We start from the raw sequence: 22,667 nt of genomic DNA, 5'->3' as shown, positions 1-22,667 counted from the left end.
CGTATCGTGTTATTCAAAGCATTCTAGGCAGCTACCTCTTCTTCTACTTCCTCACGCTTTGTGAGCACTTCCTTCTTCAAGAACCAGCAGAGGACAAATGACACCACTGCAAACCCCAAGGCAATAACAAAGATATGGTCAAAGGCATTAGCAAATACCATTTGGATCTTTAACACCAGATCTGACGACAAACCAGCAGGTATGCCGCCTGTTTGAATGGTATCTACCGTTTGCGGATCAATACCACTTGATAAGTCATTTACACCATCTTTAATATTTTTCGCCAGGACACTGCCAAGTACACTAAGTCCAACTGTAGCTCCAAGTGACTGGAACAACTGCACCGTACCAAGCGCTACCCCGCTATGCTCCTTCGCTACGGACTCCTGCACGATCAGGTTATCACTGCCGAACAGTGCCCCCATGCCAAGACCCATAATAAAGAAAGCAATAATGATGTAGAGAACGGTTGTACTTACAGCGATCTGAGAAAGCAGGTAGATTCCTACTAACGGCAGTATGAAACAAATAATAAACAGATTACGATAAGCAACTCGAGTAACTAAGAATCCGATAAGAATACTCGATGGGATAGCTCCAGCCATAAAGGCGAACATCAGATAACCAGCTGCCGTTGGTGTCAGGCCCATTACATTTTGCGCAAAGAACGGGAAGGTCGAAATTCCGCCCATTAAGCCCAACATAAGAGTAAATACGATAAGCGATAAGACAACAACATTCCGGTTACGGAACAGATGAAGCGGAATGATTGGCTCCTTCGCTTTGGATTCAATCCGAATGAATAAGGTAATTAATAATGCCGACAAGACTAACAGACCGATAATAATAGGTGAAGTCCAGCTCAGTCCCTGATTGTCGATCAATACGGGGGCAAGCAGGAACGATAGCAATGCAGCAACAAGTGTGCCAGCGCCAGCCCAGTCAATCGTGTGTTTCTCTTCCCCTCTAGACTCATGCAGCCCTTTGAACAGGAAAGCTACAGCAACAACAGCTACCGGAATATTGATCAGGAATAACCAGTGCCAATTCAAATTATCGACAAAATAACCACCAATTGTAGGTCCGATCAGCTGTGGGAGTATCATCATAGGACCAATAAGGCTTTGCACCTTCGCACGCTGCTCAAGTGGGAAGGTTTCTCCTATAATAACCAGAGCGATTGGCATCAAACCACCTGCTCCAATGCCTTGAACTCCTCTGCCGATAAGAAGCTGTGCCATCGAGTCAGCCGAGCCGCAAATGATGGAACCTAGACAGAATAGAGCCATACAGCTCATGTAGACTTTTTTTCGCCCAAATACATCCGCAAGTCTTCCCAGGATTGGCATCGCAATCGTCATGGTGAGCATATACACGCCAGCAACCCAGCCGTATAATGATAAGCCGTGCAGCTCCTTAATGATCGTAGGCATAGCGGTTGATACGACCGTCTCATCCATCTCAGCAAAAATAAGGCCAAGCAGCAAGCCGATCAGGACAAGTGTTTTACTATTTTGCTTCACATTCAGCACCTCACTCGTTCGTTTAACTGGGATCATCATACCCTCCGAATTTAAACGGAGTTTAAACGAATGGGACAAAGTGGGGCTGAAATAGGATGAGAATTAGAGATTACTATGGTTGGAGGAGCTTTGATGGGGAATAAACAGAATATTATTGTAGTCGTTATACCGATCGCAGAAGTGAAAAAATTCATCCTGATTGACATCATTATCAGTACAGCTGCTTATTACGCGCTCGTCATTCCCTTCCATTCGATGATAACCGCAAGCGCCGGCAGCATGGCTCTGCCAATGCTTATTCGGCGCTCGCTTAAATTTCGTTCTCGCCGCTAGTTGTTCAACCACTGGGCAAGAGTATGACGAAGCAAATAAACAAAGCTGCTGTTCTTTTGCAGAACTTCACGGAATCGGTCCGGGTAATCGGTAAAGATGCCATCTACTCCCCAATTCAAAGCACGATCCATGTTCAGTTGATAATTAACCGTGTACGGGTAAATCCGCAGGCCGGATTTTTGAACTTTTTTAACATAGGCGGCATTAATCTTTGGAAAATTCGGACTGATCCCTTTTGCATATTTTTTAATTTTGTGAAGCGAAGCACTGCTGATTCGGGCAGGAGTGTTATACCACATCAGTTGGTACAGCACGATATGATCGTTTAATTGATGAATTTTCTTCAAGCTTTTGGAATTAAACGACTGGATAATGACATGGTCTTCAAGGCGGAATTGCTCAATTAGAAGAAGCAGCCTTTCCTCAATTCCCGGGTTAAATTCTGTATCTTTGATCTCAAGAATATAACGTGTGTCGTGGCCAAAAGTAGTAAATATATCTCGTAATGATGGAACTTGCTGCCTCGTAAACTCATCCCTGGCATACATCGGATGATGCTTATTGAACCAAGAGCCTGCATCAAGCTGCTGGATGTCAGCAAGGGTCATTGCGGCTACTTTGCCATTTGCATTTGTCGTACGATTGACGCTATCATCATGCATGGCGATGATCTCGCCATCCTTCGTCTGTTGAAGATCTATCTCGATATAATCCGCCCCGGAGTCAATTGCACTGCGGTACGCGGCAATCGTGTGTTCAGGTGCATACCCAGATGCGCCGCGATGAGCGATAATGGACGCAGGTTTCGTGAACCGTTGTCCTGCAACAGCCGGATGTTCCGCGAAAGTCAGGATAAGGATCAGGACGACGGCAATAAGTAAGCCATGCAGCATATAGAAATAAAAAGATGATATCTCTTTCCTTCTCATTTGCCAAAAGCCTCCCTTCCGTTGCCCTTAACGTTTCACGTCATTTCCCTTTTTATGCGGTTTGCAGTTAAACGCAGGGACTGGAAAATAAAAAAAGCTGCTCCAATTTCTTGGAACAGCTTCATCCTATTTAATACGTAGCACCTTGTAAAAACTTAACCCGCTCGCCCATCGGAGGAATTTCGTTCCCCTCGACATTAACCTCAATAACGATTGGCCCTTGCGATTGATCAAACCACGACTTCGCCAGTTCAGGCTGAAGCTCCTCCAGCGAATTGGCCTGTGTGTACCGAATGCCAAGCGCTTTAGCGACATCTGCAATGCTTGTCCTCTGCTGTGAGAAATCGTCCAAGCAGCGTTTGTACTGCATCATATGCCCATGATATACCATACCAAGCCGTGCATTATTAATAACAACAAACACAATCGGCAAATGATATTCTTTCGCTGTTAATACTTCGAGTCCATGCATAAAGAAGCAGCCGTCACCTGTAATACAAATCGTTGGACGTTCAGGCTCTGCAAGCTGCGCACCTAAAGCACCGCCGATACCAGATCCCATCCCGCCAAAGTTGATGTTGATATCAAAGGCTTGATTTTCACGGATAACGAGATTCTGAATCGAGTATGTCATGAATTCGCCGATATCTACATAATAACGGGCATTATCCGGAGCGATAAGATTAAGCTGCCGGATTGCCGTCCGAGTATTCCAATCCTCTGAAGCCGGCTCAGTCTCTACAGAAGCTGCTGCAGCTTCCTTGTATGCCAAAGAAATCTCTTGGAGACCTTCTTCGCCCATGCCCATAGTCAATCTGTCAAGCAATTGCCAGACAACGAGCTCAATATCGCCATGAACGGGATAGTCCGTCTCGAAGTTTTTGCCAAGCTCACGCTTGTCGTGATCAATGTGGATCAGCTGTTTGCCGTCAACCAGACGCTCATCCCAACTGCTTGTCGCTGATTCCCCTAGGGCTGAGCCAACAATCATTAATAAGTCATGCTGATCGCCACGCAAATATTCAACGGCAGTATCATTACTCGCCAGACCATATACACCAAGTGCAAGCGGATGATTTTCCGGGAAAGCGCCTTTGCCCCGTGGCGTTGTTGCCACATGCCATCCAGTAAGCTCTGCAAATCGCAGCATCGTATCTTTAAACTCCTTGGCGCCATGACCAAGCAATAACACCCCACGGCGGCCTGCTTGGGCAATTGCATCAGCTGCTGCTTCAACGTCTTCCTGAGCCGGTGAAACGGGTTGAACCGCCGATACCGATAACACTTCAGGAGTACCGATGTCTGTCATTTGCATATTAATCGGAATCGTAATATGTACCGGACCAGGTATTCCACTAATTGCCGTATTATACGCTTCAGCTATTACACGAGGCAAGTCTTCTGGATTAGTTACGGTCTTGCTTAGTTTAGTTATGGAAGCGAAGATTGGATCAGCATGTAATTCCTGACCGCCGCCCTTACCGAATTTTGTCGTAGGGATAGCACCTGTAAGGAAAATAACCGGAAGCTTCTCGCGCCATGCATTAGCAGCAGGTGTTACCAGATTTGTTGCTCCAGGACCACTGGAACCAACGCAAACGGAAGGAATACCTGTAATTCTTGTATAGGCTGCTGCCATATAACCTGAACTTGACTCATGCTTAGCTACAATGGATGTTAATTCTGGAAGTTCATGCAAGCAATCATACAGTGCATTAATAGAGCCCGCCGGGACTCCGAAAATATATTTGACCCCTTGATTTACCAAAAATCTTAATCCAGCTTCGATTGCTCTCATCTTACTCTCCTTTTTCTCTCATCACTTATTTATTAACCGTAATTTTGAATACAGAGCCTTCCCCTTCGGAGGATTCAAACGATATTTTACCTCCATGCATTTCAATCAGCTGTTTGGAAATAGCTAAGCCAAGCCCTGTTCCATTAATTTGATTATTGACTTGATAGAATTTTGTGAAAATATTTTTCTGCTTCTCAATTGGTATACCAATACCGCTATCGCCAACCTCGATCGTCATGCCGTTGTCTTCCATATACGCTTTTATCGTGATCTTACCCCACTGCGGCGTAAATTTTATGGAGTTTGAGAGTAGATTCAGCAAAATTTGCAGGATCCTCTCACGGTCAGCACGCATGGTCTTATCCCCGCCAGCATGAATCTCTACAGCAAGCTCCAGCTTCTTCTTATTAATGAGAGAGTCCACAATATGGGTAGCTTCACGAATCAATTCTTCGAAATCAAATTCCGAATAGCTGAGTTCGAATTTGCCATTCTCCATCTTCGCGAAATCAAGCAGCTCATTTACCTGATTAAGCAGGCGTTCGATTGATTTCCCTGCCGTTTCAAGCAAATCCAGCTGGGAGTCATTCAGTTTGCCTAGTACTTCTTTACGCAAAATATCAACCGTGCCTTTTACCGCCGTAATAGGTGTTCGAAGCTCATGGGATAGCGTTGCAATAAAATCGCTCTTCAGCTCATTCAAATATTCCAGCTCTTTCACAAGACCCTCCAGCTTAAAATTCGCCTGCTGCAGCTCCATAGACCGAACATTAACAGAATAATCGAGATTCTCTGTATGGATGGCATTCGCAAGTGCTGTCGCAGTCACATCGGCTATGGATTGGCAAAATTCAATCTCGCCCTGCTCATACTCACGGCATACGCTCATAGTCGGGATGACAACATCACCAAATACGCGATCCTTCGCTACCAATGGGATGATAAGCAGACTCATGATGTTAAACATCTCACAAGCCCGGTGGTCCGGACGCGGATCCGCATAGACATCAGAGATAGCTACCGCTTTTTTCTCCGTTACAACCTCGTAGAACAGCTTGTCTTTATCGATACTAAGTTTGATTTCTTCGCGATGTCGATTCTTCCATTCCTCTTCCGTTACGCTGACAGAGGAAATATGATAAGGCTCAATTGTACGATCCTTCTCGTTGTAGAGGTGAATACCAACCTCGTCGGAGCCTGTTGCCCGTTTCATATAATGGAAGCAGGTCTTTAATACTTCACGGACAGACAATGATTTGGACAATGCTTTTGTCGCATCCAGCAGCAGCTGCTGCTTATCAACGAGATTTTTCGTATTTTCGAACATCTGAATATTATGAATAGCTACACTGACCATATTAACGAACGCTTCCGTTACTTCAATCTGCTCACGCGTCAAATTCATCGGCTTACCGAAATCATGAACAAATACAACGCCAAAGATTGAATCATTCACAATAACCGGTATACCAAGAATGGATTGAATCTTCATAAGCAGCTTCTTATCATCATCAATCCGCTCATCAATACTTGTATCTCCGATGTATTCACTAGCTCTTCTTTCCAGAATATCTCGGACAAAAGCATCCTTCTGCGGGTCGATCAAGAGCTCTGTAATATCAATGGACATCTTATTTCCTTTGTAACCAGTAAAGGTTCCGTCGGGCTGTTTCAGGAAAAATCCGACCAAGTCTGCTTGGGTAATTTCGCTGGCAATCGCATCTACGAACACTTGAAGAATGTCAGAAAGCTCAAATTGTGAATTGATTACTTTCGTCATCAGAAACAATTTTTTGAAGCTCTTTAATTCCATCATAAATTATCCACCTATCTGTCCGTTTAATAGATCGTGATTTGATTTTTACCACCTTGTTTGGATTGCAGCAAAGCTTGATCGGCAAAACCTATCATATGTTCAAAAGAATGCTTATTCACTTTCTTCGTTATTCCGATGCTGACCGATGCATTCGCTCCCTGTTCAACCAGAGAGCCGATAGCCAGCTCATTCACCGTGCGAATAATCTCATGTGCCATTTCTTCTGCACCTTCTTCTTGTTGCAGCAGGACCAGAAACTCATCTCCGCCAAACCGGAATGCAAGATCACTTTCTGGTGTTATCGCCTTCTGAATAATGGATGCGATTGCTCTAAGCACCTGATCGCCTACGAGATGTCCAAAAGTATCATTAATCGACTTGAAATTATCCATATCGATCATGAGCATAGCCTGGAAATCGTTTAACCGAGAGGAAGACTCAAGAAGCACTTCATTTAGATACATCCGATTATATAGTCCTGTTAAAGCATCCGTATTCGCTCTCTCGGACAACTTTGCTTTTGCAGTCATCAGCCGATCAAGCTTTTGTTTCTGCTCTATAGCAAAGTTCACCTTCATCTCAAGAAGGTCAAGATCATATGGCTTCGTTAAATAATCGAAAGCTCCAAGCTGCAGGCCTTGAAGAATATCCTTCTTCTGTACATTGGCAGACAAGAAGATGATTGGGGTATCAAAGCCCTCCCGTCTCATCCATTGCTTGTAAACATCAAAGCCCGACATATCTGGCATCATCACGTCTAGTAACACGAGATCGGGACGAACCTCATCATATATCGCAAGTGCGTCTGTGCCGTTTTCTGCCGTATGTATGCTGTAGTTTAGAGAGTTCAAAAATATACGAAGAATTTGTACATTATGCGGTTCATCGTCAACGATGAGAATTTTTTCACGCAATGACATGTTTCCCTCCGATTTATTCACCATTGATTAAGGTCCTCATCGTCATCTGCTCATCGATGATGTCAAGAAACTGGTGGACGAGTTGTTCGTCAAATTGAGTATTGGCATTCGTCACCAACTGTTTCCTTACTTCTTTCACATGCAGGGAACTGCGGTATACACGGGTAGAGGTCATAGCGTCGAAAGCATCCGCTAAGCTGACAATCCGGACAAGAAACGGAATTTCATCCCCCTTTAGGCCATCGGGATAACCTTTCCCGTCTATTCGTTCATGATGCCATCTGACAATTGGAAGAATGTCATGTACTTCAGGCAGATCCTTTAATAATTCATAACCAATAGCAGGATGCTGACGAATCACATCAAACTCCTCATCGGTCAAACGTCCCGGCTTCATAAGAATATGATCGGGAATAGCCAGCTTTCCGATATCATGCAATAAAGCAGCCAGCTTCAGCAGCTCGAGATCATTAGAGCTTAGACCAACCTTTTCCCCTAACAAAGAAGAATAAAAGGCGACGTTATAGCAATGGTCCACTGTAAAGCTGTCTTTCATCCGCAGGGTATTAAACAAGCTTTCGTAGGATTGCTGTCTCAAAAATTGCTTACGGAAATAAATCTTGTCGACGAGCTGATCCATATGTAATTTGATAATTCGGCAAATTTGAAGCTCTTCAGATGTTAACGATCGTTGTGACTGAAAACAAAGCAGGAGAGTACCATTCGTTGAATTGCGATTAATATGGAAGGGATATATCGTGTGGAATGACGTTTCCTTCAAACAGGCTTCGTCTAACTTGTCGTCTTCGCTAAGAGGCCTTCCATCCGGTACACGCTCAAAAAAATCAGCCTGAACAGCTATCTGCTGAAGCTGATTTATATCAAACTGCAGCATATTATACGAATACGCTGCAGGCTCCTGGCGCTGTGAATCTTCCATTAGAAATAAACAAATTTGCTCGCAGCCGATCGTATCTTTTAAATATTGGCCAAGAAGCCCCATTGAATCAAATAGCGAGTTTGAGTTAATGACACTCTTGAAAAACACCGAATTATGCATGCTTCAACCTCTATTTCTCATGAATACATGAAGCTTTAATCCTTGTTTTATTCGACATCTAGTCATTTTCTCCTCTATTTGAACTATAAAAAATGTCGTTTTTTGCAAATTAAATAATTATTCTCTTTTTTCTTGTCTAAGAGGCATGGCGTCAAGTGGAATATGGCTTAGTGAAATCAATTGTGCTTCAAAGCTTCCTTCATAATGGAAAACACTCCCAAACATAGGATTTGAAACATGGACGCTGATGCGGAATTTCCCCAGCTCATCATCATACCACTCCACAACCTCAGCGATTCCCGTTAATTGCGGTGGAAAAGTAAATTGAAGGATTCCTTCATAAAATCGCTGATCACCCGACCGGATTCGGATTCCTCCATTGCTGGCTGCTGTGATGTCCAGGTCCACAGCCAGATGCTGCTTATTACCTAGATAATCTACAATCTGCCGTCTCTCCTCGCTGTAGATCATCGTTGCATCGAAATGACGGATTGTCCGTTTGAATTGAAACTTGCGGATCCAGGTTACCGTCTCTCGGCCGAACTTATCTTGGTAGGCATAGTTCTCAATGGTGAATGGAATATGGCTCCCGCCTTGCGGAAACATGATATGACGTGATGCACCTAAGGCAAGCGGCAAAACCGCCCATTTCGCAAACCAGATTCTCTCCATGACACCTTGCCCGATAGAAGCTGCCTGATCTTTACTGCTAAATCCAAAACGCTCCTGGATCCGGGGATGAAGCTTATCAAATTGTGAGCCCAAAGCTTGTTCGTAGATCGATCTGGTCATTGTTCTTGTTCCCCCTTAGGTTTTGTTGGCATAGTCCGAATACAATGTCCCGCTCTTGGCAAATCACGTATAGTTAAATGAGCAATGATGCAAAGACCAATCATTCCAACACTTAAGACTACCGGGTTAAAAGGCTGTGCAAGCAAGGATGGAGAACCAGCAAATGCACCTGTGGCTAGTCCAAGCAACAAACCGATCTGTAAGTTAAAGATGGAACGCTTACGATGAAAACCTACAAGGGAGAGGGCCAATATAATCTCAGATGCTCCGAGCCATTTCAATAGTACCGGCTCATAGCCTGCGAACACTCCAATACTCTGCATCACGCCGAGCTCACCCGCACCTGGGTACATCCATTTCGGCACGATACCTTCGTATAACCAGAGGAAGCAAAGCAAGATTACACTCAAGTAATGAATGATTGCTCGCTGTATGCTAACAGCTGGTGGAATTTTATTTTCCAGCCAGAGCCGCAGCGCATCAAAGCTCCATGCGGTCGCCCATCCGAACATCGGACGGAACAAGATTCGATCAAACCATTGACCAAGCACGCCAAACCTTGTCTCATAGTTGTATTTGGTAATAAACGATATAGAGTCATCCTGCGGATTCGGACGATACTGCCAATAACCCGCTCCATGCCGGATTAAGGAGATTGGCTGATCAGAACCAAACGCAAGCGTCGAGACTCGAACGCCTGTTGCTTCATTAATTGATGACCTAGTCAGTCCGTTTCCGCTAATATGAAGTCCAAAGCCAATACGTGTTTGATATCGAAAGGATTGTGGACTTTCCTCTGACTTGCGGGGCAGATAAGTAATACTTGAAAATCTTAAATCCCATTGCTGATGAAGTTCAGCCTTTTGTGTACAAGCCCAGATTTGGTCCATATCCGTCTTCATTTTTAGTTCCACATAAATCGGTTTTCTTTTCATTGTTTGTTCGCTCCTTTCCCTTTCATTCTAGTGCGAGGAGGCGAGACGGGGCAGTTCTAAGTTTTTTAGAACTCTACAAGCTTTCTGAAAGAAAGCTACTTCGGAAGCATAATTTTTTAAGTAACTGAAAAAAAGAAATAAAGATACATTTAAAACCAGAGAAAAGCGATGCAAGAAAAATTCCTGCATCGCTTTTCTCTGGTTTATTAATATCATTCATTTCTAAGCTCATATCACTTTGGCGGAAGCAATCCTCTGCGTCGGACCTTTTCCACCGCTTGCTTCCTGCTGGTTACGCCAAGCTTCTTCAGCATTTTGTTCACCTGGTTTTTGAGTGTGCTTTCCGTCTTGTACAGCTTCTTCTCCATCTGAGGCTGCGTATAACCCTGTTCAATTAACTCGAACACTTCGCGTTCGGCTGAGGTAAGCGCCTTGAGCTGCTCTTCCCGCTTCAGCCTGGCGTAATCCTTTAACAAGGCGTCCATTGCACGAGGATGCTGGTGAGCACTTCGGATGGCATGGGGCAAATCCTTATAGTTGGACTTCTCCACATAGTTAACGGCTCCCGCTGTAAAGGCCTGCATAATGATGGATTCATCTTTCATTGAGGTTAACATAATGATTCTCGCAGGATGAATGTCATTCAATTCAATGGCGGTATAGATGCCTTCCTCGTTATAATCCGTCAATTGGATGTCCAGCAGGACCACATCAAACTCGAGCTGCCTCGCTTTCTCAATTGCTTCATGAGAGGAAGTCGCAGCACCTACAACTTCAAGGTCTGGTTCGCTGTTCAGATAAGCCGTCATCGCTTTAATCCAGTCTGGATCATCCTCGACAAGAAAAATTTTGATTACTGTCATCCCTTGATCCTCCTGTTACCTGCAAAATGAAAGACAACGGTAGTTCCTTCATTCACTTTGCTAATCACTTCTACAGAACCGCCGCTCTTCCTCATGACGTTATATACGTAAGATAGTCCAAGCCCAAAGTTATCTGCACGGTTCTTCGTACTGAAGAACGGCTCAAATACTCGCTCCAATTGCTGTGCAGGTATCCCTTTGCCATTATCCTGTATCGAGAGCTGGACTATTTTCTTCACCTGTACTAATTCAATGGTCAGCTTCCCGCCTTCATACATCGCTTCCACCGCATTGGTCAACACATTGCTGATTGCTTCCGATAAATGTACGGAATCACATTTTACAACAGGCTCACCGTTATAAATGGTTTGAATCTGGATGCCTTTCCGATCGAGCAGCCCTTGATTCAGACGAAGACAATTGTCGACCAGTTGATCGAGTCTAACAGGCTTTTCTACAAGGATAATATCTTTCATTTGGCTGTGAATCCGGTTCACCATGCCCAGCATATGCTCGGATGCAGCTTCAATGATTTCAAGATGCGATAACGTTCCCGTGCCAGGCAGTTGAGCACTCAGCTCTCTCTTTAAGTTATCTGAGCTAATGGCGATTTTGCCTATTTCATTCTTAATGGAATGGTTAAGCTGAACTGCTCCTGAACTGACTGCCTTCATCGTACCTTCGAGTGGATCCTTCTCAAAACGCAGCTTTACGCCAAGTACACCATAAATGAATGTGCAAATGAGTGCGACAGAAAGTGAATAAATAATAAACAAAGAGACGTATCGGAAAGCATCAATATCCGGCGTAAGAACAGCAGCTACATTAATGAACAAGAGCGCCGCAAGAATAGTTGGCACAATAATAATGGTGGCAATAAACCGGTTTCGACGTTTGCGGCGGTTCGTCTCTTTCCATAGAGAAATGACCAGCAGCAAACATGAGGTAATGTAATAAGGTGCAGCCCAGCCCAGCAGGAACCTGAAATTCACCATGATCTCTGGCTGTAAAGGAGTGGTCAGCATCATCCATATAGGCAAAAGCAGTAGGGCCAGCTTAAGATATAGTCTGGTCCTGCTGTTCTTCACGAGCTCCGAGTAAACGAAGCTAAAGATCAGAATGCCGTAAGGCGTTAACGTATGATTTAGCAGCTGCTCGATATTCGCCAGCTCTTTATAACCTTGGTCAATCAATACATCTGTCAATCCGCCAATCGCAGCTGAACTTAAGAAAAAGGCCGCCCATCGGTTCATCTCGCTCCGGGGATTATTCGCAAGCAGAATGACCGCGGCCGTCAGCAGCGCAAAAAAGTAATAAATCATAATTTAGGATACAGAGAGTCCCAAATATGCGAGTAGCAAGGCTGCCGTATTTATGATGGCCTCCGTATGTGTCCGTTCCATCGCATGGGACGCATGCACACCTGGACCAATGAGTGCCGCGCGAATATTACTTCCTCCCCGCAGCGCAGCAGAAGCATCAGAGCCATATTGCGGATAAATATCTACTGCATAACGAAGCTGATGCTGCTTAGCAAGTTCAATCAGTTTTGATGTCATTTCATAATCATAGGGGCCAGATGAATCCTTCGCACAGATCGAGACATCCCTTTCAGTCGTGGACAAATCGTCACCTATGGTGCCCATATCAACCGCAATAAGCTCCGTAACATCCTCAGGCACATACGAATTACCGTGACCAACTTCCTCATATGTTGAAATGATCAGCTTGACTGTTCGCTCCGGTTGTTTGCCAGTACGCTTCAGCCATTCCAGAAGACCAAATAAAGCCGCGACACTAGCTTTGTCATCGAGATGACGAGATTTCACCCAGCCGTTCAGCAAAATCCGAACCCGTGGATCCCATGATACAATATCCCCTGGGGCAATGCCCAGCCGCTCCGTCTCTTCTTTGCTGGATGTTAATTCATCAATCCGGATCTCCATATTGGCTTCTTCCCGTTTCCACTCTCTAGCATCCGGGTAGACATGGACAGAGGTTTTCGTCGACAGGACCGTCCCCTCATATTGACGTCCATCTCTTGTATGTACAAGACAATACTCGCCTTCGACGGTATGCATGTTATATCCGCCGATTGGTGTAATACGCAGCATTCCATTGGGCTTAATCGAACGAACCATAGCACCAAGGGTATCAACATGGGCGGTGTATGCAATGGCTTCCGTTGATGGACCGCTTCCGGGAATGGTAATGATGCCATTGCCCTTTGGTGTTCGTTCCATCGTATAACCAAACTTCTGTGCTTCTTCTTCGAGGCGCTTCATAATAGCCATACAGTAGCCGCTTGGGCTTGGGATTCGAAGCAATTCATCCAGCAGCCCTATAATATATTTCCGATTTAACGTTGTATTTAATTTGGTATCCATCTGAATGTCCTCCTTTATTTGAATGACTCATTTTTTAGAATACGCTTTTTCATGAAAAGCGGTTATGTACCGGAATAGCTTTTTACCGCTTCCGTCTCCAAGCCAGCCACTCTCTTGATTCAGCTGTTTGTACATCGCGCGATATGGCTCAGGCACCCAAATGTAAGGATGCTCATAATCAGTAATGGTGAACCCATTCCGTTCCCAGAACCGGATACGCTGCTCATTCACTGGTGTTCGCTCGGACTCAACTTCAATAAGAAGCCCATCGAGCTGTTTTTCATTATGAGCCCAATCCGTAATCGCTTCAATGAGCTGAGAACCAATTCCTTCTCCTCGTCTGCTTTCAGAGACAGCGATATAATCAATGAGCAGGATTCTCCCGCCGCCAGTTAACCCGGATAACGCCATCGCCTCCACAGTACCACCATCTGTCAGAGTATGAAGATAACAAGCCATTCTCGTAAACATCCCGGTTATAATCGGATCCGGCTTGCGCCCATCCTTCGGGAAGGAACGGTGATACAACTCCTTGGCAAGCGGCCACAGCTGATTATCCAGTTGGTCTAAGGTTGTAAACAACATGGTTCATGAAGACTCCTTTATCCTTATCATCCAGTCCAGTTCTCTTCCTCTAGTGTAACATTTCTTCTGCTTATTGACGTTATTTTCAAAATGTACGATAGTAAGTAAATACTTGTTCTCGGCTATATTTCCTTTAGTAAGGAGATTCATCATTCATGGCAAGCTTTCTGAAAATAAACGTCAAACGACTAGCACTCGCCATTATCGTTGGAATATGTACGGGCTCGGCATCCGCCTTATTCCTTATCACTCTCGAATGGGCTACATCAACTTCACTGTCTCATACTTGGCTCCTATGGCTCTTACCTTTGGGCGGAGCGCTTGTAAGCTGGCTTTATCTTCAATATGGCAAAGACGCAGCAAAAGGAAACAATTTGCTGCTCGATCGCATTTATGGCGGTGAAACGGCAGTCCCATTTCGGATGGCGCCACTCGTCCTCTTTGGGACTATCTTTACGCATTTGTTCAGCGGCTCGGCAGGGCGGGAAGGAACCGCCGTTCAAATGGGCGGCAGCTTGGCGGAGCTGGTAAGCAAAAGATTCCATCTTAGCACAGCCGAACGCAAGATCATCCTGCTATGCGGAATAAGCAGCGGCTTTGGCTCAGTCTTCGGAACACCTGCTGCCGGAGCAATATTTGCCCTAGAAGTAGCTGCTCTTGGCGCTATTTCCCTCGAATCGATCCTGCCAATTTTTCTGGCAAGTTATGTTGGCCACTTTACGACTTTAGCTTGGGGTGTTCATCACCATCATTACTCGATTGGCCATGTCCCGGCTCTAAGCGCTATGTTGCTGCTCAAAATGGTAATCGCATCTGTCCTCTTTGGACTAGCTGCCCTCTTATTTGTGACCCTAACGCATCGTCTGAAAGCCTGGTTCGCCAAGAAACTGCCTAATCCGATGATAAAAAGCTTTGTTGGCGGCCTAATTGTTATTGCGCTTGTCTATATCATCGGATCCCGTGACTACTTGGGACTTGGCTTACCGCTGTTAGAACACTCCTTCGAGGAGGCTTCTTCACCGTTTGCTTTCCTTTGGAAGACTATCTTTACCTCGCTTACCCTTGGAACGGGCTTTCAAGGCGGAGAAGTCACTCCACTATTCATCATTGGCTCCACGCTTGGCAGCGCCTTAGCGAAGCTGCTCTCTGTGTCTGTCCCATTGTTAGCTGGAATCGGTCTGATCTCCGTCTTCAGCGGGGCTACTAACACACCACTTGCAAGCTTCATTCTTGGTATCGAGCTGTTTGGCCTGCATGGCTATGGCTGGCTGTATATGCTAATCGGATGCGCCATTGGTTACCTCTGTTCCGGTGTTCCTGCCATCTACTCCGCTCAACGTGCAAGACGTTACTTCAAAGAATTAATGGACTAATCACTCTTAGGCAAATACCTTCATAGGATGAAGAAGTATGATGACGAGAGGGTGCATTCGGTTCATGAAACGTAAGACTTCACCCAAAAAAGCTTCGGTCCGCGGCTTCCAGCCAGGCCTTCCATTGCCAGGGGTTCCAGGCGGTCCAGGCGGCCTTCTTGGACCTGGCGGTTTACCGCCATTCACTCCTGGTATTCCTGGCGGCGGAGGAGGAGGTCTTCCCCCATTCCCTCCTATGCAGCCCGGTACAATGCCACCATCCGGAGGCGGCGTTCCACCCCAATTACAAGGAACCAATCTGCAAAATATATTAGTCCAGCATCCACGTCCAGGGGCAAGACCACCACAAGATATGGTTAATCTGTACAATATGCTGAAAAGCAATCCTTCCATGCTGCAATCATTCATTCAACAGCGCCCGCAATCGCTTTCACAAGGGCTTCAGCTTGCACAATTTGGTTCTATGGGGCCAAGGAATCCCAATGATCGAGCTTTGCCTGGCTTTTGCTACAACCGATGGACGTTAGCTTTTACGTTTAACGATGTCTACCTATTCTTCCCGGTAACGAATCTATTTGGTTTTGTAATTGCTTACTGTTTCCCATCTTTAACGCCATGTATCGTACTTGATTTTACAATTCTATTTGCATTGTGTTAAAAGAAAAACAGCCGTAAACGTATAACGTTCACGGCTGTCCGTATGTTCTCTTATTTGCCGAATCTCTGGCGGTACCCACACTTGCGGCAAAGCTCTTCAACGGCTTCTCGTCTTGAGAAGCCGTCTACCAGATTGTTCGCGCGCTCACCTTCAACAATATCTGAGAAATGCTGATCATTTATATTGCCCAAATTAATGACGCCTTCTCCGTCCAGGCAACATGGTACTACTGTCCCGTCGATTAGAATTCCAGCCTGATTACGAAGCCCGTAACAGAAGCCTTTGCCGTCATCCTCTTTCGCTCTAAGATCCGGCCATTCGAACTCATAGTCCTGATTCAAGTAGACACGATCGGCGATTTTGACCCCGCTGCCTGGAACAACCTTCTCTTCGATGAAATAATCGAGCTCAAATTCCTTCTCAATCATTTCTAATATCTCACGATTCCGCTGCTTCTCTGCATTCGTCATATTATCTTGGGATAAATTCCAGAGACGGAATGAAGCGATCATGTTTGTCTGATCCATCGCTTCGCGGACGAAGGATAACACTCCGCCAATATATCCTTCTTTATCTGTCGACCCTTCGTGTCCGTCAAAGCTATGAAGGGAGAAATTCATCTGACGTAGGGCTGGCTTCGACAAAAGCTTATGTTTATTTTTCTGAAGCAATGTTCCGTTCGTCGTAATATTCACCTTAAAGCCATGTTCATGGCTAATATCGAGGAGCTGGTCAATCTTCGGATGAAGCAGCGGTTCGCCCTTCAGATGAAAATATATATAGTCCGTATGCGGCTTAATTTGCTCTAATCGTTTTGTAAAATCCTCTACGCTAATGAAACCTTTCGCGCGCTCCGTCGGCGGGCAGAAAGAACAAGATAAATTACAGATACTCGTAATTTCGATATAAAACTTCTTAAATTTCTTCATCCTTCAAAGCTCCATTCTTCACGATGCTGACAGTCTATCCAACATTATACCATCAAAGTCAATCAGGAGGTTGATTGGAATGTTAATGCCAGGTCAAATGCCCATCCAGCAAAAAGCAATGATGATGATCGGCCGCCCTGTCGGGATCTCTCTTCGCAACGGGCAAGGCGTATCCGGTGTCATCTGTTCGGTGCAAGGCGGAGAGGTCTATATCATGCAATATATGTATGCTACGCAGTTCGCTACATTCCACTACAGCTTTAATGATATTAATGACATCTTGCCTTATCCGGGTTGTTAAGCAGACAAAAAAACCGCGAGTAATACGCGGTTTTTTTGTCTGCTCTATTAACGAATTACTACGGCAATAATTTTGTTAATAGCAACATAGATCGTTGCTTTAAATAATTTAAGCACAACGACGCCATTTTTTACTTTAACAACTTTGCCAACGATCTCTTCACCAGAAACGGTTTTAAGCACAACAACTAGACCATGAGCCTTTTTGACTGCTTCTAACATGGAATCCCCCCTATCAACTCTTCTACTCTATTAATATGAGGAGGACAGAATAGGGTTCGGGCTTATCCAAAAAAACAGCGGTAGAGTCGGAACTTCGTCCAATTCTACCGCTGATTACAATAAAACTATTGTTTAATAACTGACTTATTGATTGCTGTAATTAGATCCGGAGAGTATTGGCGGAACAAGCCTAAGCGCCAAAGTGCTGCACCTTTTAACTGATAACGTTTCACCAGACCAAGCTTATCATCAATAGACTGAGGTGTTTCGGCTCTCAGATCGATACCAAGCAGCAGCTTGGATTTAGGCACACCGGCCTTCAAAGCTTGCTGAATCGCATCATTAACCTTGTTATTAGGCTCTGGCACCTGAGGACCTGTACCAGATGGATTATATTTGTACGCCATTAGAATAAGATCATCAGCAATGGAAGCAAGCGTCTTGTAATCATACCCTTGGTACGCGCTGTTAGGTGCATGAACGACAAGCGATAAAGCTGTACCTTGAGGTAAAGCATCCTTCAACTGCTTCGCATAGGCATTCAGAAGCTTCTGCTGCTCAACCTTGTCGAGTTGAAAACCTAACCCTTCGAAGTCCAATACGACTCCGCCAAAACCATAATCGGCGATTGCTTTCGTAATCCCATTGATGGAATTTGTACGCAGCGTCTCGTTACTCATCATATTCGTTAATTCATTTTGCCCATCAAGCGAATACACCATTAAGTAAGGCTTAATCGATTTGGATGATGCATCACTGACCAGCGACTGAGGCGTAACATCCCCGCTTGCCTGCGGCACGCGATATTCAGAACCCTCAAGCGTGAAATTACCATCCCGGTCAATACGGCTCCAGCCAAATGCAACGGAGTTAGCGGAATCCACCAGATCCCGTTCTGCAAATGATGATAAAGCATAGAAAGTACGAAGATGGATCGCCTTTTGCGGCGATTTAATCGTTACAGTATTGGTGGCTTGGCTCCAGCCTACCTGTGCGCCAAATTGCGTACTGAAAAAGCTTAAAGGAATGAGAACACGATTGTTCTTCATCATAGGTGCTGCTGGCAGCTTAACATTAGTGCCGTTAACAACCGCTGTGCTGCTGCCGATTTTCATCGAGAGCTTAATAGCTTTCCCTTGCTTTGTACCTTCTGCAGTTACCGTCTGAGTAGCATCACTCCATACGACCTTTTGAAGGCCAAGTGCCTCACCAATCGTACGGAACGGTACAAAGGTAACACCTTTTACAATAATAGGTGGTGTGTCAAAAGGCAGTTCAATATCATCTAATAGAATCGTCGTTTTTGCTGGAACGGTTGAAGCCGTTGTTGCAGCAGCTGCGGCATTGGCCTGGTCTGTCGTCAAATTACTCGTCAGCAAAGCTAGCGCCAGCAGCGCAGCTGCTGATTTGATTCCCCATTGATTCATTACTTACAAGCCTCCCATGCTCTATCCTTTATCTACCAACAAGTGGAAGTTTAGCATTTGTCTAGTATATCAACTTCTACTAGAGATCACAAATGATAGAATAATGACGGTAGAGTGATAGGATAGCAAAAAAAAGAACAGGACCACTCCAACTAAGTTGGTCCTGCTCTTCTCCTATACCGTTAAATTCCGGTGCATACCATAATAAATGCCTTCCTTCTCCATCAATTCATGATGCGAACCCTGCTCTGCAATGGTTCCCTTGTCGATGACAAGAATCGTGTCGGCATTCTGAATCGTGGACAGTCTGTGCGCAATAATGAAGCTTGTACGCCCTTCCATCATTTGCAGCATAGCTGCCTGAATCCGAAGCTCTGTACGGGTATCGATACTGCTTGTTGCTTCATCCAGAATCAGGATCGACGGCTCCGCCAGGATCGCTCTTGCGATGGCGAGCAGTTGACGCTGTCCTTGGCTTAGATTCCCCCCATTTTCCGTCAGAGGTGTATCGTATTGCTGCGGCAAGCGGCGAATGAAGCCTTCTGCTCCCGCCGTGCGTGCTGCTCTGCGGACTTCCTCATCTGTTGCATTCGGATTGCCGTACTTCAAGTTCTCTTTCACTGTGCCTGAAAATAAATACGTATCCTGCAGCACAATTCCGAAGCTTCGGCGAAGACTATCTCTTGTATAATCCCGGATATCACGGCCATCAATCAAGATACGTCCTCCCGTCACATCATAAAAACGGCTGAGCATGTTGATGACCGTCGTTTTCCCCGCTCCTGTTGGTCCAACGAGAGCTGTGCTGCTGCCAGCCTCTGCTTTGAAGCTGATCCCTTTCAGGATTTGCACATCACTGCGATAACCAAACTGAACATTCTCGAAAACAACTTCACCCTTCGGATTGGTTAACTCGACTGCATGAGGGCGATCTTCGACTTCCTCTTTCTCATCCAATACTTCAAATACCCGTTCAGCCCCTGCGATCCCCGACTGCAGAACGTTATAAGTATTCGCCAGGTCCATCATAGGGCGGACAAATTGGCGGGAGTAACTGAGGAAGCTGGCAATAACACCAACCGTAATCATTCCTTTTACCGCCATTACACCACCTACGATCGCCACCGCAGCAAATCCGATATTACTAATTACGCTGAGCAGCGGCATCATAAAGCCCGACCAGATTTGAGCCTTCGTACTTACTTTGCACAGCTCATCATTATCCTTGCGGAAATCTGCAATGGACGGCTCCTCATAGTTAAATGCTTTTACGACCTGAAACCCCGTAATGGTCTCTTCAATTTGACCATTCAGCCGGCCAAGCTGAGCCTGTTGGTTCTTAAATAACGCACTCGTACGTTTCGTAATCGTCTTAGCGAGTAAAAATACGAGAGGCACCGTTATCAGGCTGGCAAGCGTCAGCAGCGGACTAAGCACAAGCATCATAATGAGTGAGCCAAGTAACGCGATAGAACCGCTCATGAGCTGCGCAGCTGTCTGTGAGACGGAAGTACTGACGTTATCGATGTCATTGGACAGCCGGCTCATCAGTTCCCCATGCCTTCGGGTGTCAAAATAGACAAGCGGCAGTCGCTGCAGCTTCTGGAATAAGGTTTGGCGAAGCCGACTAACAATCCGCTGGGAGATGCCTGCCATCATCCATCCTTGCAGGAAGGACAAGGAAGCATCTGCCACATAAGCGGCTGCCAATGCGATGAGAACGATATGCAGCAGCTTGAAATCAACTGCGTTATCTCCACCTACCATTGCATTAACCGCTACACCAATCAGATATGGACCTAATAGCATAATAGCCGAATCAATAAGGATGAAACCAAATACGATACCCAGCTGTTTGCGTTCGCCGCTTAGATAACCCCATAGCCGAAACAAGGTGCCTTTGAAATTTTTTGGTTTTTGCTTAGGTCCTCCGCGTCCTCCGAACCCAGGACCACCTGGCCCGCCTGGCCGTCCAGCCATCGGTGGGACGTTTACTTCCTGACGTGGAGCTCCGCCGCCATTACCTGCTGGATTTGAATTAGGCTGAGGCATGATTGTCCACCTCCTTGCCGATTTGAGAGCGATAAATTTCTTGGTAGACATGACAGGTCTGCAGCAGACTGTCGTGGCTTCCCATGCCTACAATCTCTCCGTCATCCATAACAAGGATGGTATTGGCATCCTTCACAGACGAGATCCGCTGAGCGATCAATAGACAAGTGACATCTTTGGCGTATTCATTAATCGCACGTTTGATAGATGCCTCTGTTGCGCTGTCCAGTGCACTTGTACAATCGTCCAAAATGAGAATCTCCGGCTTACGAATAAGGGCTCTCGCTATCGAGATCCTCTGCTTCTGTCCGCCTGAGAAGTTTACGCCGCCTTGGCCGATCAACGTATTGTACTGCTCTGGCAATTCAGAAATGAAGGAATGTGCGGAAGCCATTTTGGCCGCTTCAACTACCTCATCTACGGAAGCATCTTGTTTACCAATTCGGAGATTATCGATGACGGGACCTGTGAACAAAATAGACTTTTGCGGTACGATCCCAATCTTCTCCCTAAGCTCATGCGTGTCCAAATCGCGAATGCTAATGCCGTTTATTTTCACAGAGCCTTCCGTAACATCATAAAAACGCGGAATCAAGTTCACCAATGTGCTTTTACCTGAACCTGTTGAACCAATGATGGCTAATGTCTCACCAGACTGGCAGGTAAAACTAATGGATTTGAGAACAGGCTCTCCATCCGGCCCTTCATAAGAAAAGCTGACATTGTCAAATTCAATAGCTCCTTTACCTTGCTTTGACTGCTTTGACTGCATTGACTGCATTGGCGTTGGCGTTGGCGTCGAATGATTTTCCATCGTATTAACTTCAGCAAGCACTTCTACGATACGGCCTGTCGATGCCTTTGCCCGTACAAACATGTTGAAGATCATCGTCATTGTCGTCAGCGAGAATAAGATTTGTGTCATATAGTTAACGAACGCGATAATATGTCCCACTTGCGTGTGACCACTATTGACTCGAATGCCTCCCAGCCAGATAACCGCCACAATCCCGATATTCATCGTCAGCGTTACGCCTGGGCTGAATACCGCCATCACCCGCTGAGCGGATATCGCACGGGATTCATATTGTTTGTTGATGCCATTAAATTTGCCGATTTCCAGATCAAACCGATTAAACGCTTTGACCACCCTTACGCCTGACAAATATTCGCGCATTACACCGTTAAGCCGGTCAAGAGCGTTCTGTACCTTAAGAAATAATGGCAGTCCAACCTTCATATTCAGCACAATCATTAAACCGACAATTGGAATAACAATCATTAGAACAATGGACAAATAAGGATTTAAGCGGAAGGCCATAACAAACCCTCCGATACAGAGCATAGGTGCTTTGACGAAAATACGCATCATGCCGTTGACGAAGTTCTGCACTTGCGTCACATCATTCGTCAGTCTTGTTACGAGTGAAGCGCGGTCATAACGATCCACACTTTCAAAGCTGAGCCCTTGTATTTTCTCGAATAAATCTTGGCGCAGCTCCGCACCAAAACGCTGGGACACGATACTTGAAACGATATTGCGGCCAGAGGCCGCAAGCGCGCCTCCAAGTGTTATAAGCAGCATCCAGCCGCCAAATCGCAGCACCGTATCCATCTGTTTATTAGCTACACCTTCGTCCACGATATGGGACATCATGGTCGGCTGCAGCAAATCACCAAGCGCTTCGATGCTGACTAACAATACGGAAACGATGAACAGCAGTCCGTATTTTTTGACATATTTCATCATATGCCGCACGTGAAG

The 22,667-nt window shown here is 45.5% G+C and carries 21 protein-coding genes; 4 read left to right on the top strand and 17 right to left on the bottom strand.

What is annotated here, in order from left to right; all coding sequences use genetic code 11:
• Positions 1 to 23 precede the first annotated feature (23 nt).
• Complete coding sequence (locus tag AC0YNT_RS07180; protein WP_475803938.1) at positions 24 to 1,562, bottom strand: MDR family MFS transporter; 1,539 nt, start codon at positions 1,560 to 1,562, stop codon at positions 24 to 26.
• A 93-nt stretch (positions 1,563 to 1,655) separates the two neighbouring features.
• Here AC0YNT_RS07180 and AC0YNT_RS07175 point away from each other — a divergent pair, with 93 nt between their 5' ends.
• A complete protein-coding gene (locus AC0YNT_RS07175) occupies positions 1,656 to 1,856 on the top strand; it encodes a hypothetical protein (RefSeq protein WP_167274126.1) in 201 nt (66 codons plus the stop codon).
• Here AC0YNT_RS07175 and AC0YNT_RS07170 read toward each other — a convergent pair.
• The 11 genes from AC0YNT_RS07170 to AC0YNT_RS07120 all read right to left on the bottom strand — a co-directional run bounded on the left by AC0YNT_RS07170 (position 1,853) and on the right by AC0YNT_RS07120 (position 13,941).
• The gene (locus tag AC0YNT_RS07170) at positions 1,853 to 2,785 is read right to left on the bottom strand and encodes a glycerophosphodiester phosphodiesterase (RefSeq protein WP_475803937.1); all 933 of its coding nucleotides are present in this window, start codon (positions 2,783 to 2,785) and stop codon (positions 1,853 to 1,855) included. The two genes, AC0YNT_RS07175 and AC0YNT_RS07170, sit on opposite strands and share 4 nt — an antisense overlap.
• Positions 2,786 to 2,915: 130 nt before the next feature.
• Positions 2,916 to 4,583: a thiamine pyrophosphate-binding protein gene (locus tag AC0YNT_RS07165; protein WP_475803936.1), complete on the bottom strand. Its 1,668-nt coding sequence runs from the start codon at positions 4,581 to 4,583 to the stop codon at positions 2,916 to 2,918.
• Positions 4,584 to 4,608: 25 nt separating this feature from the next.
• The gene (locus AC0YNT_RS07160) at positions 4,609 to 6,399 is read right to left on the bottom strand and encodes a GAF domain-containing sensor histidine kinase (protein WP_475803935.1); all 1,791 of its coding nucleotides are present in this window, start codon (positions 6,397 to 6,399) and stop codon (positions 4,609 to 4,611) included.
• Positions 6,400 to 6,422: 23 nt separating this feature from the next.
• A complete protein-coding gene (locus AC0YNT_RS07155) occupies positions 6,423 to 7,319 on the bottom strand; it encodes a GGDEF domain-containing response regulator (protein ID WP_475803934.1) in 897 nt (298 codons plus the stop codon).
• Between the two features lie 13 nt (positions 7,320 to 7,332).
• Entirely contained in the window at positions 7,333 to 8,379 is a 1,047-nt protein-coding gene (locus AC0YNT_RS07150) for an HD-GYP domain-containing protein (RefSeq protein WP_475803933.1), read from the bottom strand.
• Positions 8,380 to 8,496: 117 nt separating this feature from the next.
• On the bottom strand, positions 8,497 to 9,171 hold the full coding sequence (locus tag AC0YNT_RS07145; RefSeq protein WP_475803932.1) for a DUF4166 domain-containing protein: 675 nt from the start codon (positions 9,169 to 9,171) through the stop codon (positions 8,497 to 8,499).
• Positions 9,168 to 10,106, bottom strand: a complete 939-nt coding sequence (locus tag AC0YNT_RS07140; RefSeq protein ID WP_475803931.1) for a DoxX-like family protein — start codon at positions 10,104 to 10,106, stop codon at positions 9,168 to 9,170. Before AC0YNT_RS07140 ends, AC0YNT_RS07145 begins: the two co-directional genes overlap by 4 nt.
• A 233-nt stretch (positions 10,107 to 10,339) precedes the next feature.
• Positions 10,340 to 10,969 carry a response regulator gene (locus AC0YNT_RS07135; RefSeq protein ID WP_475803930.1) on the bottom strand — a complete coding sequence of 210 codons (630 nt, stop codon included), beginning with the start codon at positions 10,967 to 10,969 and terminating at the stop codon, positions 10,340 to 10,342.
• Positions 10,966 to 12,291 carry a sensor histidine kinase gene (locus AC0YNT_RS07130; RefSeq protein WP_475803929.1) on the bottom strand — a complete coding sequence of 442 codons (1,326 nt, stop codon included), beginning with the start codon at positions 12,289 to 12,291 and terminating at the stop codon, positions 10,966 to 10,968. The genes AC0YNT_RS07135 and AC0YNT_RS07130 overlap by 4 nt, the downstream gene beginning before the upstream one ends.
• Positions 12,292 to 12,294: 3 nt before the next feature.
• Positions 12,295 to 13,356, bottom strand: coding sequence for a M42 family metallopeptidase (locus AC0YNT_RS07125; RefSeq protein WP_475803928.1), 1,062 nt, complete (start codon positions 13,354 to 13,356; stop codon positions 12,295 to 12,297).
• A 27-nt stretch (positions 13,357 to 13,383) separates the two neighbouring features.
• The gene (locus AC0YNT_RS07120; RefSeq protein WP_475803927.1) at positions 13,384 to 13,941 is read right to left on the bottom strand and encodes a GNAT family N-acetyltransferase; all 558 of its coding nucleotides are present in this window, start codon (positions 13,939 to 13,941) and stop codon (positions 13,384 to 13,386) included.
• 155 nt (positions 13,942 to 14,096) lie between these two features.
• Between AC0YNT_RS07120 and AC0YNT_RS07115 the strand changes: the two genes are divergently transcribed.
• Together AC0YNT_RS07115 and AC0YNT_RS07110 are read left to right on the top strand one after the other, a co-directional pair.
• Positions 14,097 to 15,314 (top strand): chloride channel protein, encoded by a 1,218-nt coding sequence (locus AC0YNT_RS07115; protein WP_475803926.1) that lies wholly within the window; start codon positions 14,097 to 14,099, stop codon positions 15,312 to 15,314.
• Positions 15,315 to 15,378: 64 nt separating this feature from the next.
• The gene (locus AC0YNT_RS07110) at positions 15,379 to 15,972 is read left to right on the top strand and encodes a hypothetical protein (protein ID WP_475803925.1); all 594 of its coding nucleotides are present in this window, start codon (positions 15,379 to 15,381) and stop codon (positions 15,970 to 15,972) included.
• 50 nt (positions 15,973 to 16,022) lie between these two features.
• Here the strand turns inward: AC0YNT_RS07110 and AC0YNT_RS07105 are convergent, their stop codons facing one another.
• The gene (locus AC0YNT_RS07105; RefSeq protein ID WP_441888049.1) at positions 16,023 to 16,901 is read right to left on the bottom strand and encodes a radical SAM/SPASM domain-containing protein; all 879 of its coding nucleotides are present in this window, start codon (positions 16,899 to 16,901) and stop codon (positions 16,023 to 16,025) included.
• A 79-nt stretch (positions 16,902 to 16,980) separates the two neighbouring features.
• Here AC0YNT_RS07105 and AC0YNT_RS07100 point away from each other — a divergent pair, with 79 nt between their 5' ends.
• Entirely contained in the window at positions 16,981 to 17,202 is a 222-nt protein-coding gene (locus AC0YNT_RS07100) for a hypothetical protein (protein WP_475803924.1), read from the top strand.
• 47 nt (positions 17,203 to 17,249) lie between these two features.
• On the opposite strand, the gene AC0YNT_RS07095 is transcribed toward AC0YNT_RS07100, so the two are convergent.
• The 4 genes from AC0YNT_RS07095 to AC0YNT_RS07080 all read right to left on the bottom strand — a co-directional run bounded on the left by AC0YNT_RS07095 (position 17,250) and on the right by AC0YNT_RS07080 (position 22,661).
• A complete protein-coding gene (locus tag AC0YNT_RS07095) occupies positions 17,250 to 17,423 on the bottom strand; it encodes a DUF2642 domain-containing protein (RefSeq protein WP_475803923.1) in 174 nt (57 codons plus the stop codon).
• A gap of 125 nt (positions 17,424 to 17,548) precedes the next feature.
• Positions 17,549 to 18,850: a stalk domain-containing protein gene (locus tag AC0YNT_RS07090; RefSeq protein ID WP_475803922.1), complete on the bottom strand. Its 1,302-nt coding sequence runs from the start codon at positions 18,848 to 18,850 to the stop codon at positions 17,549 to 17,551.
• Positions 18,851 to 19,024: 174 nt separating this feature from the next.
• Entirely contained in the window at positions 19,025 to 20,902 is a 1,878-nt protein-coding gene (locus tag AC0YNT_RS07085) for an ABC transporter ATP-binding protein (protein WP_475803921.1), read from the bottom strand.
• On the bottom strand, positions 20,889 to 22,661 hold the full coding sequence (locus tag AC0YNT_RS07080) for an ABC transporter ATP-binding protein (RefSeq protein ID WP_475803920.1): 1,773 nt from the start codon (positions 22,659 to 22,661) through the stop codon (positions 20,889 to 20,891). Before AC0YNT_RS07080 ends, AC0YNT_RS07085 begins: the two co-directional genes overlap by 14 nt.
• Between the last annotated feature and the right edge of the window lie 6 nt (positions 22,662 to 22,667).

The organism is Paenibacillus sp. J22R56, assembly GCF_056269375.1.
This window is presented reverse-complemented; position numbering and strand designations above follow the sequence as displayed.